Annotated in this window: 9 protein-coding genes; all 9 read right to left on the bottom strand. The window is 33.5% G+C overall.

Annotation, left to right across the window (positions count from 1 at the left end; translation table 11 throughout):
• Nucleotides 1-319: 319 nt before the first annotated feature.
• The 9 genes from QUH73_RS18645 to QUH73_RS18605 all read right to left on the bottom strand — a co-directional run bounded on the left by QUH73_RS18645 (nucleotide 320) and on the right by QUH73_RS18605 (nucleotide 14,365).
• Nucleotides 320-2,368: a glycerophosphodiester phosphodiesterase family protein gene (locus QUH73_RS18645; protein WP_289531951.1), complete on the bottom strand. Its 2,049-nt coding sequence runs from the start codon at nucleotides 2,366-2,368 to the stop codon at nucleotides 320-322.
• Nucleotides 2,369-2,672: 304 nt separating this feature from the next.
• Nucleotides 2,673-4,430 carry a hypothetical protein gene (locus QUH73_RS18640; protein WP_289531950.1) on the bottom strand — a complete coding sequence of 586 codons (1,758 nt, stop codon included), beginning with the start codon at nucleotides 4,428-4,430 and terminating at the stop codon, nucleotides 2,673-2,675.
• 674 nt (nucleotides 4,431-5,104) lie between these two features.
• Complete coding sequence (locus tag QUH73_RS18635; protein WP_289531949.1) at nucleotides 5,105-5,602, bottom strand: hypothetical protein; 498 nt, start codon at nucleotides 5,600-5,602, stop codon at nucleotides 5,105-5,107.
• Entirely contained in the window at nucleotides 5,602-6,135 is a 534-nt protein-coding gene (locus QUH73_RS18630; protein WP_289531948.1) for a hypothetical protein, read from the bottom strand. The genes QUH73_RS18635 and QUH73_RS18630 overlap by 1 nt, the downstream gene beginning before the upstream one ends.
• Nucleotides 6,132-8,666: a COG1470 family protein gene (locus QUH73_RS18625; RefSeq protein WP_289531947.1), complete on the bottom strand. Its 2,535-nt coding sequence runs from the start codon at nucleotides 8,664-8,666 to the stop codon at nucleotides 6,132-6,134. Before QUH73_RS18625 ends, QUH73_RS18630 begins: the two co-directional genes overlap by 4 nt.
• 194 nt (nucleotides 8,667-8,860) lie before the next feature.
• The gene (locus QUH73_RS18620) at nucleotides 8,861-9,667 is read right to left on the bottom strand and encodes a hypothetical protein (protein ID WP_289531946.1); all 807 of its coding nucleotides are present in this window, start codon (nucleotides 9,665-9,667) and stop codon (nucleotides 8,861-8,863) included.
• A 99-nt stretch (nucleotides 9,668-9,766) separates the two neighbouring features.
• Complete coding sequence (locus tag QUH73_RS18615; RefSeq protein ID WP_289531945.1) at nucleotides 9,767-10,303, bottom strand: hypothetical protein; 537 nt, start codon at nucleotides 10,301-10,303, stop codon at nucleotides 9,767-9,769.
• Between the two features lie 258 nt (nucleotides 10,304-10,561).
• Nucleotides 10,562-11,740: a T9SS type A sorting domain-containing protein gene (locus tag QUH73_RS18610; RefSeq protein WP_289531944.1), complete on the bottom strand. Its 1,179-nt coding sequence runs from the start codon at nucleotides 11,738-11,740 to the stop codon at nucleotides 10,562-10,564.
• A gap of 120 nt (nucleotides 11,741-11,860) precedes the next feature.
• Complete coding sequence (locus QUH73_RS18605) at nucleotides 11,861-14,365, bottom strand: PAS domain S-box protein (protein WP_289531943.1); 2,505 nt, start codon at nucleotides 14,363-14,365, stop codon at nucleotides 11,861-11,863.
• Nucleotides 14,366-14,412: the final 47 nt, after the last annotated feature.

Below are 14,412 nucleotides of genomic sequence, written 5' to 3'. Positions count from 1 at the left end.
CTAATTTAGTGAGAGGTCTTATTCTGTTTCTATTTTTCATACTGCTTGGATCAATTGACAAACATATCTAAAATCGATCGAGAAATAACTGATTAGAAAGCGCTGTATTTACACTTGCCATTGAAAATGTTCCCCGTTCTTCTTTTGGCATTTTTAACAAAAATGTCATTTTAGCCAAATTGACAGTAGCTTAGAATATGTTAAAATGAAAGTTCAATTTATTTTCATTTCGGACTTAAAAATTATTCAATCCTTTATGCTGTTTACCATCTCGATATATTAATTCAATTTGAATAAAGAACCCAAATATTTTAACATTCTAAACAGTTACTAGAGTACCTGTATTAATTTTACCTGATTTATCAACAACCCGGTAAAAATAAACTCCCTGAGGAAGGTTTTGGGTGTTAACTCTATTTTTTCCCTCTTCAAGTTTTCTTTGAATGAGTACATGACCTGAAACATCATATAACTCAAACTGCGCCCCTCTATCAATAACAACAATTATATGATCCTTGCACGGATTAGGATAAAGAGTAAGTAATTGTTTTTGTTCCATATCATTTATCCCTACAGGTAACAATCGTTGCACCGTCCAACTTGTTGATGAACCATCAGCTGCAGTAACCTGAAAAGTTTGTTCTCCATTACCAAAGTTAAACATACCGCTTTCCGAAATATCGGTACTTGCCCCATAACTCAATTGGAGTGAATACGGAATTCCCAGCTCTAAATCACCTGTATTTTCTTTAATGAAAATTATTTGTTGCTCCCAATCTACAATCTCACTTTCCAGATTAGCAATTCCGGTTGAAAACACCTTTTTGTTATTCACAGGTATTCCATTTGCATTAGCACCACCAAGAGCATCAACCTCATTTTCGCTTACTGAGTAGTTGCGTAACTGCAGGGCATTTACGTATATTTCAGCAGTTTCACCATCATCATCAGCAAAGAATAACAAACCATGTTTTCCGTGATAAGCCATATTATTAAACACTGTCCAACGCGTACCCTCAATAGCAATGTCCCCAACAGAAAAACCATCGATATACATTCTCAGCATGTTTCCATCATGAACAAATACAACACGATGCCACTCATCAAAGATAAATTCACCAAAATAATTGCCATATGTTCCGATACCAGCATCCGGTCCAATAAAAAAGTCGGCATCATTCAGATTATCCGGACTTGTCTGAATCAAACTTATATAATCCCCTTCATATTTCGACTCAATTAAAATATCCATAATCACCGAATAGGAATGATCAACAGATCCCGAGTCCTCCATCATAAAATTATCGTATGCGAAAAGTCCGTTATTGAAATCGAAGGCTGGTACCTTTGCTACAATTGTATCAATTCCATCTACAGGCACAATGCCGAATTCTCTGGTATTTCCAAAAGTCAATGGCTGTAGTACCGAATTATCATTGCTTAAATATTTTAGATTGGAACCAACACCTGAACATACAAGATTACGCTTCTTAAAATCCCAGTTTCCTGTAGTTTCATTCTTCGGATATGTTGAAACAGGTTCGTAACCGCACACTTTGAGTTGAGCAACATAAGGGCGATCCGTTTCAACCCCGTCTATTCCCAAATCGGCAAATTCCTTGATCCGATCTTCGTTGTTAATAGTATAAGCCCAAACCTTTACTCCAAAAGCATGGGCATGTTCAATAAACTGTACTGCCCATTCCTGCTCGAACAATATCTTATCCTCTGCCAGTTCAAACATATGGCACCCAAGGTTAACACGCTCACTAAACCAGTTTTCATCACCAGGATTATCTGGGTCAGCGCCAAACCAAACCCACCCAGAATCCGGACAGTTTTGCCTAAACTCACGAGCCGACTCTAAACTTGTTATTGCAGGAATCATGCGTTTAGGATCAACACCCGATTCATTCAAGGCATTGGCCAGTCTTTCAGCATCAAAAGCCTTAATGTCCAGATATAAATGGGCATCATACCTCTGCGCTACCTTTAAGGCATCAACCAAGCTAGGGACATTAATTCCAGTGAAATATGATGCTTTCCAACTTCCAGCATCCAGAAGACTTAACTCCTCCCAGCTAAGGTCAGAAACAGTAGCTTTTGTTGTACGTGCGATTGAGTAAGGATCGTGGTGCAACACATAAACACCATCTGAACTTATGGCAACATCTACTTCGCAATATTTTATTCCGCGACGAAAAGCTTCTTCGATAGCAATCAGAGTATTTTCCGGATAAAACTCAGAATATCCGCGATGAGCTACGGCGGTAAAACCGAAACTCTGAAAATCAACAGGAGATTGGACAGATTGACCGGTTCCTGAAAAGCAAGACAGGATCAAAAACAAGATTGCAAAATACTTCATTTCAAGTTGTTTTAACACAATAGACATTAGTTAATTAGACAATTCTTGTCAAAATCATATATTTACAAAAATAACGTACTCTTAATTCTAGTATAATGAGCTGTATCTGCATATTTCTACTATGACATTGAATAAATCATTATCATTCCAACTTACACTCAGCAATCTTTTTTTTATTATTTATAATACTTACATGATGTAAAAGTCAACCCTTTTCAGGACGAGATAATTGAAATAAAAACTCTTTGTGTCAGAATTTTTATTTCAATTAATACAATCATTAGATCTTTGTTTCTTGATTTCTTTAGTTCAACTTATTATAGGTGTCGGTATATGTACCGATAACGTTAACTCCTCTGTTTGTTACATTTCCCATAATTGTTAAGGTTGAACCACTGCCAGTAAAATTGATATTCGATCCTGGCTCACATAAAAGATCACCCATTATCGTTATACTTCCCTCTGCCTCAAGTGTAGAGTTAGGCTGAAGTGTTAAATTACCAAAAACTGTAAGGGTTCCATAAAGATCTAACTTAGCATCAGTATTAATGAACATGGTTTTGTATTGAGCTCCAAAAGAAAGTGCTCCGCACATTACAAAGGTGCCGCCACTGTTTATATTTAACTGCTCACTTACAGCAAGGGACCCACACCAGGTAAGAGATTCATTAACATTTATACCAGCAAGACTTGCAGATCCATTATATGCCAAGGTTTCTCCACTGTTAACGTTCAACCAACTTCCGCCGCTATATGATGGGTAAGATGTACAATTATCACACGAGCCACTACCAGCAACTGGTGCATCTTCGGCTGTTACCATCTTTAAAATCTTTAAACCACCAAACCCGTCAGCAACAAAAACAAGGTCGTCTTCACTTTTTACAAAATTAGATGAACCATCCAAATCAAGACTACCGAAATCGGTTAGGTCTGTTATACTTTCTGAATTAATTTTTAATACAGAAACCCCAACGCCACCGTTGGCAACAAATATATGCTGGTCGTTTACCGAAACAGCATTTGTTACAATCTCGTTAGCCACCAGATCCAAACCTGTGGCATCAGCTACAGGTATTGTATTTAGTTTTTCTCCTGTCAACAAGCTATAAATACCTGTCCCAGATGCACCTTCTGCAGCGAATACGCTTGATCCATAAAAGTCAATGGTACGTTTGGAATCCGGCACATCCGAACTTGTTACAAATTTCAGATCTTGGCTCAAGTTTGATGCATTAAAAACCTGTATTGCTCCGTTTTGTAAAATAACCACTTGACCGTTGTTAACACCAACGGATTGCAAATCGCTTATAGTAACACTTGCTGCCATTGTATTATCACTGTAACTGTATGCACCCAGTATTCCATTATCGCCCGACACTCCATAAACGTAATTGTCACCAATTGCAACATCGGTTCCAACATAGCCTGGCATATCAATAAGGTCTATATCATCGGTTAACTTACCGTCATTTAAAGTCATTTTTAACAGTACCGCAGGATTTGAATCCTCCCCATCAATAAACTCTCTGGCTCCGGCTAAATAAAGCACACCGTTTGAATAGGCAATGGAACTAATATCGGTATCAGTAAATACTGCGCTGGCTAATAGTTTTGGCGTGTACGGATCTGATATATCAATCATATCTACTGCTCCTAAATAGGTATCTCCTTCGTAATTGTACGATACATATGCGTAATCGCCGTTTAAACAGACATGTGTCGACCTCATTATCGTTCCATTGTAGGTTAGAGCATCAACCTCAGCTACCAAAACCAATGGCATATCACTCACCGGCTCACTACCAGTACTTTTCGAGATACTATTCAACGACGGTGTTTTTTCCTCATTTCTTGTCGAAACAACTCCGGCATTATCAGTACTAATACGGCTCTCATCTCCCTCCTGAATAACAACACCAACTTTTTCTTCTGTCGGATTATCGGAATCATTGTTGCATCCAAAGAATCCGATTAAGGGTAATAATATCAAAAGAAAAAAACCAATTCTTTTAATTGAGGGGTTTCCTTTTGCGTATACAATACTCTCTAACTTTTTCATTCTTTTCAATTTTAAATAATACATGACTAAATTTGGAATACGTTTATATTATTTTGATTGTCAAAATACAATAAGATAATTGTGATATACTACAGTCCACATTTAAATATACTTTTAACCTTTCTCCCGTGTTTTTTCATCTCAACTTTCTTACTATTCTCATGTCTGAATATTCAAATTTTATAGCACCTGCCCAATTTTTTATATCTGATCTGAATAGATGCTAGAAATTCAATCAGTCAAAAAAAGGGAGTCTTACTTAACTGGCTGTCAGCAAAATTTCATCATAATTAATTAAAGACTCCCTCCTCATTTCAACAATTATTTCACTCTTAAAAAATTATTGACAAGTGCATAATATTTAATTGTATATTAACCAATATACACAAGAGCCACTGGAAAGTTCGAAACAACACACTACACAATATTTCATACACCTATTAATTTTGTTACATTTTATTACAAGTTATGCGATCGCGGTATCAACAGGAATAAATCAGTGGTTTGAAATAAGATCCTTTCCCAGATGGCACTCTTATTTCTCCAAAATATATGAATGAATCTCTTAACCATATTCACACACTCCTATGTATTGTAATTTCGTGTGAAGTAAGAAATCAATTCGAATGTTCATGTCTTGTTTTTTAGTAAATATTCAAAATGAAAACAATTCATCACGGTGATGTTACCGTATATACAATGTTGGTCGTATAAGTATCTACAGGAATCAATACTGAAACACCTTCTACCTTAAATTGAATTTTTATTTTAGTACTGCCTCTTAATCCCGAAAAAAAATAAGTGCTAAAATCTGTAATTTCAATATAACTCTCCCCTCCAATAACATAAGTTTCATAAGAATTATTGGCAGGCTTTCCATCATCCGTTCTTCTTGCATAAATCTTTAAGCTAGAATCCCAATTATCATCTACTTTTTTTATATTAACAGTCCAATCGTATCCCACATATTCTTTCCAAATTCCATTTGAAATCTCTATTCTAACCTTCTGAGCAGAACTTTCATATATTTCATTATAATCCAATCCTGCATCTATTATATCCGATGTGGCAACTTTGAAATTCCATTTACCCGTAGAAGTAACCGACTGACAAAGTGACAATTCTGTCTCAAAACAAAATAACAGGAGTATCAAAAATTTTATATTCTTCATCATTGACTAATTGTAAACATAACCGTAACAACTTCTGATTCAACCTTAGAAAGATTATTATAATCAGACACTCTCAACTCATAGCTTAAGTTATGCCCATTTCCTTGTCCCGACCCAGTATATGAAGCGCCTATTCCAGATATAATTTCGGTAGGTAAAGAGCTTAATTCTATTTCTCCAATAGCTATTCCAGTCTCCCCTCCTCCTCCTTGAGCCGATCCCACATTTAAAATCAAATCTATTCCTTCTGGAATAACACCTACTATTTGTGCGGATATACTTCCAGCATTACTGGCATTCTTTTTACTAACAGTATAATTAATCCATTTCGAACTATTCACATTACTTTTCATTTTCCGCCCAGCTTCCGTTGGTGTTTCCAGGCTGATCGTAAAATCACCACTTGGTTCTATATCAACAATTGATATTTCTTGTAGTCTAACACGAATTATATGCTCATCTGACGTCTGCCCTATGAGAAGCAATGGTGTTATCCAAAAAAGAGTAGCTAAAACTGCAATTTTCAACATCATTCTATATTAATTTTATTTTGCATAAACTTGACTTTATTATCTTCATAAAATAACTTTATTGCAAATTCGTGATTCCCTCCTGGTTCAATAGTTAAAAATTTTTCATCAGTTAAAAATCTTACATTAAAACGATCACCTACATACGATGCTTTTACTTTCCAAACCCCTGGTGTTATTTTATTAAACACAAGTTCATCTCGTCCTTTTGCAAATTTTTGAATCTTATCTGTACCATTGCTTAGTTCTACCATCACTCCCTCATATATCTCAGCCAATATTCCTGAAAGTATTCCCTTTTCTCCATTTAAATAAAAATTACACGATAGTTTAGCTGATTTAGTAATCCCAAACTGAACCCGATTTCCTCCTTTATGTACAACAACCTTTATTGGCATTTTTGAAATTGGTATATCTTGAATTGCAATGGATGTTTTATCAATTAGGAGATCATAAGTACCAGGTGATAAATTTACAAACTTGAAAAAACCCTCCTTATCAGTTATTGCAACGTGACCATTCATATATAAGACTATCCCTTCAACACTTTCTGCACCATAATTATCAATACAACCAATTACGAAACCAAAATCATTCTTTTTATTTATATGGATATTAAACGTTTTTCTCAATTTCACACCAAATGCAATATTTCGATCATTAAATGATTTACTAACAATTGAATGATTTCCAAATAATTCCAAACTAGTTCCTTTGCCAAATTGTACATTTAAATTGAAATCTAAAAAGCTTCTATTTCGATAATATTCTTCAGGTGAAAATGCATTACGATAATTAAAACGACAATTTGCCTTTTTCCCTAAATTCATATTTAAAGTCAGATCGTAAATTAAATCCTGCGAATGAATCTCACTATATTTTCGACTATTTTCATAACTGATTCCTCCTCGTAAACTCCCATATTTATTTTTAAATCCGAGTTCACTTTCAAATGAAAACATATAGCCATTTAAACCTGTTAAATTATTTTTATAATAACCCGACCTTGTATAAACCTCTAAATCAAACTGTCCAAATCTCTTCCAATATCCTAATCTTGAATATTTTTCTGAATAATCAAACTTAACCTCCTCTAATCGATCTTTCCTTTCTTGAAGTGTTACTTGGAAAGTGAAACGCGAATCAATTGAAGAATCATAACCATACCTGAGCATAACATTCTTAGTCAGAGGTGCTTGTCCTAAAAGTGTATCTCTTTTAGAATTTTGTTCATCACGTCGAGCTAATAAAGCAATAGTTGATCCCTTAGTAATTCGATAGCTTAAATTTGCATTACAAAAAAAGGAGTTTTGATAATAGCCCGGATAATTTTGAGAAGAATAAATAAACGTCGAATTTCCCTTTAACTTTTTTGATGAATATCTTCCTGTATACAGGAAACCAATTCCATCTTTTGAAAAGGATTTTCCGTAAGAAATCTCTGATTCCATATTAAAATTATTACTTAATGTTGATCTCAATATGGCTGAAAACAATTCATTATGTTCTTTATCAATCTTTTTTGATAAATAAACAGTTTCAATTTCATATGTATCTGCTCCTTTGTATTTTGTGTAAAATGAATATTCTTCATTAATTTTTTTAAAAAATCTTGGGGTATTATAAAAACCTCCAAACTCAAATTTCTTAAAATCAAACCTTGTATTTACACCTCTTCCTGATCTTACAAATTCGGTTAATCGGGAACTGGAAAATATTTGATCACCTATTTTTACTTCCGCAAATTTATTTTTATAATTTACAAAATGCTCATCCATTTGACCCAAAACAGATTTCCTAAACCTATTGGGCCCTCGTGAACTAAAATCAAGAAAATGATTCTCAAAAATTTCTATAGGTCTAACCGAAAACAATTCAAACTGACTTCCATATCTCCAAACAGAAGCATTTCTTTCGTTTATTGCATTTAACCCAAATGAAATGGGGAAACTCTTAGTGTCAAATAATTTTACTTTATTCAATGGCAAAACTTTAATTGTTTTACTAATATACCTGCACCCATCCTTGTACTGCAGAATAATACTAAAACTATACTGAATTGGTACTAAAATATCAGAAGGTAAAGGAATACAAATTGGAATTTTCCGAATAGAATCAAGCTCAAAATCTATATTACTCTTACCTAAATAGCTGCAATTAACCGTTTCAATGTTAGCTATAATCGCACAATTACCAGTATTTTCAATTTGAAACTGAGTCCATATAGTATCTCCACTATGATAATATTTTTCTATATCCCAAGATTTAACACCAAAACTAATTCGTTTTTTTATAGAACATTCAATATTTTCAGAAGCCAATTCTTCCCCAGAATCATTAAATAATCGAATCTTCACATTGTAGTTTCCGACTAAAGCATTACCCGAAGATTGAAGGTTAAGTAATAGTAGTTTTTCTTCATTCTTTGTGAGTTCAATAACATCTGGTCCAATTATTTTGTGCCAACCATTAGGAAACTCCAATTTTACATGACATTTAAAAACATCATTTGCAGAGGAATTATTTATTACCATTAATCGAATTGAAAATGTTTCTCCTGGTTGTTGTTCAATAGGAAATGAATTTAATTTTCTAATTTTAATATCTTGACTAAAACAAATGCAAGTATGAAACAATAAAATAATTGTAAAATATCTGTAAATTTTCATGGATTAAAAATGGATTCGACCTATCACACACAACCATTCAATGCACTTACACAATAGATCTAATTTATCCCACCAATAATAAAGTCTGCATTAACACCAAAAACATTTTCATCATCACATTTTGCCAAAATAACAGATGTATATTTTCCCGATGGAATATCTGAAATATCAACATAAAATCTCCTTGAATTATTTGGGTGGATACTTTGTTTTGCCGACTCTTTCTCTAACAATAACTCTCCGGATTTTGGATCGTAAAACTCAATCTTTATCAAAGTTTTGTGATACAACTCTCCATTGTTGATTAAATCAACATATAAAAGTCTTTCATTTCCCTTTTTTAATTTAGCTCTTTCAAAAAGCAAACTCGATTTAGCATTCTTTAGGTTATTGCAGATTACCTGTACGGCATATCTTACCATAGAGCGCACTCCTACACCAGCATTTCGATCAATGGAATTAATATCAATATCCTCAACAGGTTCAATCATCACCACACTCCAAAAACTTCCAGGCAATCTAATTTCATCCGGCGTGCTAATTCTAAATGTAAGGTAATACGTATCTCCTGGTTCAATTTCCACATGATTCGCTCCCAACTCAAGCCATGTAATATTAGATCTCTCATTATTCCCTTGTTCATAAAACGATTCCCCTTTTGCATTATATGTATAGTCCGTTGTAAACGCATTTAACCGCTGAAGTTTGGTTCCTGTATTTTTAAGCTCAATAACCCCAGTATAAATTTCTTTGTTTTGAATATCGTAAATATGTGAAAGCCCATTTAACACACACACATTTGCTCTTAAATTTCCTCCCGTAAATAAAGAACTGATCAAGCAGAAGAATAAAACAATCTTTTTCATTTGCAAAAAAATATATTAAATAGACTCAAAATTTTCAGCGATTGCTGTTATATTGCAAGTGCAGCAATCGCTGAATTCCGTTATAATTATCTGTAGATTTTAATTTGATATTGTATAAGTAACGGTTACGGGTGTAGTCAGTTTTTCTAAGTCAGCATATGTTCCTCCAACGTCTAACTTATAAGTTAAATTATGACCATTATTCACACCGTCACCGGTATAACAACTTCCAATGTCACTAACAATGGTTTGATCAGTAGTTGACAAGGTTATTTCTCCAGTAACTGTACCTGTGGTTCCGCTTCCTGATCCTGAATAGGCCCCGGTGGTTAACTTTATATCTGCTCCTCCAACAGTTTCGCTTAGCTTAACTGATACTGTTCTTGTTGGATTAATCGATGATTTAATCGAAGAATAATTCAACCATAAATCAGAATTACTTGCCCCGGCAACTCCTAAACCAGCTTCAACAGGCGCTGTGTATCCCAATGAAATAGAACTTCCCCCTTCAATATCCAAAATCGCTACCTCCGGAACAGTAATTGTTAACGTATGATTATCAGACTGTGTATCTTGAGCATACACCGAAACTGCGGAGGTAAATAAACCCAGCATTAGTAATTTAATTTTTTTCATATCACCTAATTTTTAATTAATAAAATTTTCTTACTAAACTCACTACTTTAAGTTGCTGTAATGTTACCTGATTTTCCTGAAATGCATTATATGAAAGAGATTACAATACATTACTTCTCTAACGCATAAACCTACACATCCTTACATTTATCTATTTTCCAATACCTTTAGTAAAAGCAAGTATCATTTATCCAAGCATACCAGATTTTACCACGCTTTAATATTTTAAAACACGTTAGCGGTTAGACTAAAATAAGTTTAATCGTTTTTGATAATCTTTCTCACGACAATATTGTTATTACTATTTAACTTAAAGGAATAAACTCCAGAAGACATGCCGATTAAGCTTATTTCAGTTGATCCTCTTTCTATTCGTCCATTTTTAACTAATATCCCTGATGAATTGAAAACACTATAGTTTTGATTGCGATCTGTATCAATAATTATTTTTCCCTTTGTTGGATTCGGATAAATTTTCGTCTCACAATTAGTCAAACTATTCTCACTTAACACGATATCAGAATAGTTGACATTCGCCATAGCAATCTTACTTATATTTCCGGCACAATCAACAGCTTTAACTTCAATTGAATAATCTCCATACGATGGCAGTTTTACAATATAAGGTGCATGTTCAGTCCATTCTTCTGTTATTACTATTGAATCTTGGAGCAAGCCCAGATAATACTTTTTAATCTCAAAATCATCTTCAGCTGATACGTTAACCTGAATAGTCTCAGTAGTTGTATTTTTTGGACATTCAAACCTTATTATTTGGGGGGCTATGGTATCCTGAATATATTCTACATTTGCTACTTTAGGATAACTAACATTGCCCGCGTAATCCTTAACCCACAAGGAACAGGTGTAAAATCCTGGATCAGGTAATAAAAGCACTTCTGGTTTTATTGAGGTCCATTTGTTTGAAATGTCACTTTTTGCAGCTAAAAAATACCCTACAACGCCAATATTATCACTTGCCCTAATATCAAAACTAAGCTTACTGTCATATACCGTTTCCTGACATGAGAATTCAGTAATTAATGGTCTTTCGTCATCATACGGATAATAAGTCACCCGGCACATTTTACTTTCACTTATATTTCCAGAAGTATCTTTTACCCAAAGAAATAAATTAAAAGTTCCATATTGATCAAAATAAAAATGAGATGGCTTAAAATCACCCCATTCCTTATCCTCCAAATCAGGTTTCTCATCATAAGTCTTCAAAATAAAGCCCCCTATTCCAAAATTATCTCTCACGTCTATAAAAAGCGATACAGAATCTTTGTAAGTTCTTTCTTTGCATTCAAACCGAATTATTTCAGGAGCTGTTGTATCTGTTTTAGAATCGTCTGATAATGGCAGACACGCTCCAAGACTATAAGCGCAACACAATTTTAATATCAAAAAAAAGGCTATTATAAATATTCTCATCACAATAATTATTTTAACAATTAAACATATAATAACATTTAACTAAAACACTCTTCATATATTATTAAAAATCAGTCTATTTCACCCCGAATTGGTTAATAAATATTTAACTCCCCAAAATTAAATTATGAAAATTTCACCCTCTGTTAATTTATTTTTAACAATTGGCAGGCTTAATTTAAATACTGACCCAACATTATATTCTGACTCTACCGACACTGTTCCCCCAAGAAGATCAATAAATTTTTTAACCATATAAAGCCCCAAACCAAGTCCTTCATATTGTCTGGTAGAATAATGTTCAACCTGTCGAAAACTATCAAAAATGAATTCCAATTGTTCCCTTCTTATCCCAATTCCCGTATCTTTCACGTATAATGAAAGATTTGAATAATCACAACTAAAGCCTACTGTTATCCCTCCTTCGTGGGTGAATTTCAAAGAATTACTTATTAATAGCTCAACAGCTTTCCTAAAAATTCTATAATCAGTCCGCAATATCGAGTTAGAACACGTCTTACATTTACTGCACTTTACAACCTCAAATTGCAAGCCTTTCTCCTCAACTTCGAAACGAGCCCACTCATTTAATTCATCCAAAAAGTCAGAAATAGAAAACTCCCGCATATTCAATCTTACAGCTTCAGAATCAATGTTAGCCATCGATACCATCTCATCCAAATACTTACTTAATTTCTCCCCACTCTCTTTAATATAATCAACATATCTATTAATATCACTTCGCTTTATTTTATTATCCATACTTATAATGGACGAAAACCCTATAATTGAGTTCAATGGTGTTTTTAATTCATGCGACAATAATGCAAGAAATGAAGATTTGAGCTTGGCAACTTCTTCCGTTTTCTCGATAGATTTCAAAAGCTTCCGCTCCATCATTTTTATTTGTGTAATATCCTGTACAGACCCCACGATACGACTAAATTTTTTGTCTGAATCATAAATTGCTTTGCCTATAATATTAATAATCCTGGGCTCACTTTCGTTCACAAGAATTTCACATTCCAACAAATAATTTTCTTTACCATTTTTAGACCTGATGTATCTTTTAAACTCATTCCTTTTACTACCTGCTAAAAGTTTAATGAAATTATCAATTGACGATGTTACTTTATAGGGCTCAAAACCAAGTATTTTATAACACTCCTCTGACCAGAACATTTCTTTTCTTCCGGGAATAAGTCCCCAACTGCCAATATGAGCCAAACTTTGAGAAAATGTAAAATATTCATTCATCTCCATCATTTTGCCTCCCAACTTTACCCGCGCAGTAATATCTTGTACCTGCAAATAAACCCTCAACTGTTTATCCAAATTTATCGCACTAGGACATACTTCAACCTCCCTAATCTCTCCGGATTTTAATTTATGCTGATAAAATTGATTGTTGCTAAAAGATTCCAATGTTCGACTCAAACTGTTTACTAATTCTTCTCCTTTCAATACATGAAGTTCTTCAAGTTCAGTCTTAAGCAACTCTTGCTTAGTATAACCATAAAATTCACATGCCTTTTTATTAGCATCAAGAATAGAATTATCTTTCAGAGAAATCAGCAGCATGATAGCAGGATTATTTGTAAACAAACAATCATACCGATACATGCTTTCTTCCATTAAATCCTGGTTTCTTATTTGAGATGTGGTATCATGTGAAATCTTCACAAAAAATAATGGCTGATAATGAGTATTCATTATTGGAACTATTTTTAAATCCTCCCAAAACAACTGACCACTTTTCTTCTTATTACATAACAAGTTGTTATAAACATTCCCTCCAAGAATGGTGTTCCACAACACTTTATAAACATCAGCCAAGTGATAATCCGATTTAATAAGAGATATTTTCTCGCCAATGATAGCCTGCATTTCATATCCTGTAAATTCCCTGAATGCCTTATTTGTATATTTAACTACTCCCTTAATATCCGTTATTACAACCATTTCGCTGTTTTCATCGGAAGCATATGTAAGAAGTTCAAGTTTTGCATCTATTTTATTCACTTCCAATTCCTTAACCACAACAAGAGTATTGCTATTAAGATTGAAAAACTCTAATTCCACCAAGAGAAGAATTTCTTTTCTGAAAATATGAAACGTTGCGATATTAAATGACGGCAATTCTCTTTTCATTTTAAATTCTTTTGAAAAAAGAAAGCACATCTCCGAATAATTCATTTGTCTTATTCCCTTCCCCAACAGATCATAATCCGAACAATCATAAAGTTTCAGCAATGCATCATTCACAAAAATTATATCATCATCATTATTAATCACAAATAATGGCAAGTCAATATGTTGAACTATGGAGGGTGCGATGTATTTTTTTTCACCGGTTCTTATTTCAGCTTCAGGTATTAATATTACTATGTGCGTATTTTTAGGTTCTTCATAAAACCTCACAAAAACGGCAGAGTATCTCTTTAATATATTTCTAATCTTATTTTCACAATCTGTCCTTTCTTTTAAACTCTCTTTACTATCATTAAATGATTTAAAAACAGATTGCAATTCTATTTTTTCAGCGCAAGACAAACAATTTTCAAAAACAAAAATGCCTTCACTTATGGAATAATCCAGTATTGGAATTGATAAAATATCGAACATATACATTAGGGATAAAATTGTTTTTTTTGATTTATATGATTGTATAA

The sequence above is a fragment of the Labilibaculum sp. K2S genome (assembly GCF_030372765.1).
Taxonomy (GTDB): domain Bacteria; phylum Bacteroidota; class Bacteroidia; order Bacteroidales; family Marinifilaceae; genus Labilibaculum.
The sequence above is the reverse complement of the archived record's forward strand: the minus strand, read 5'-3'. Positions and strand labels throughout refer to the sequence as shown.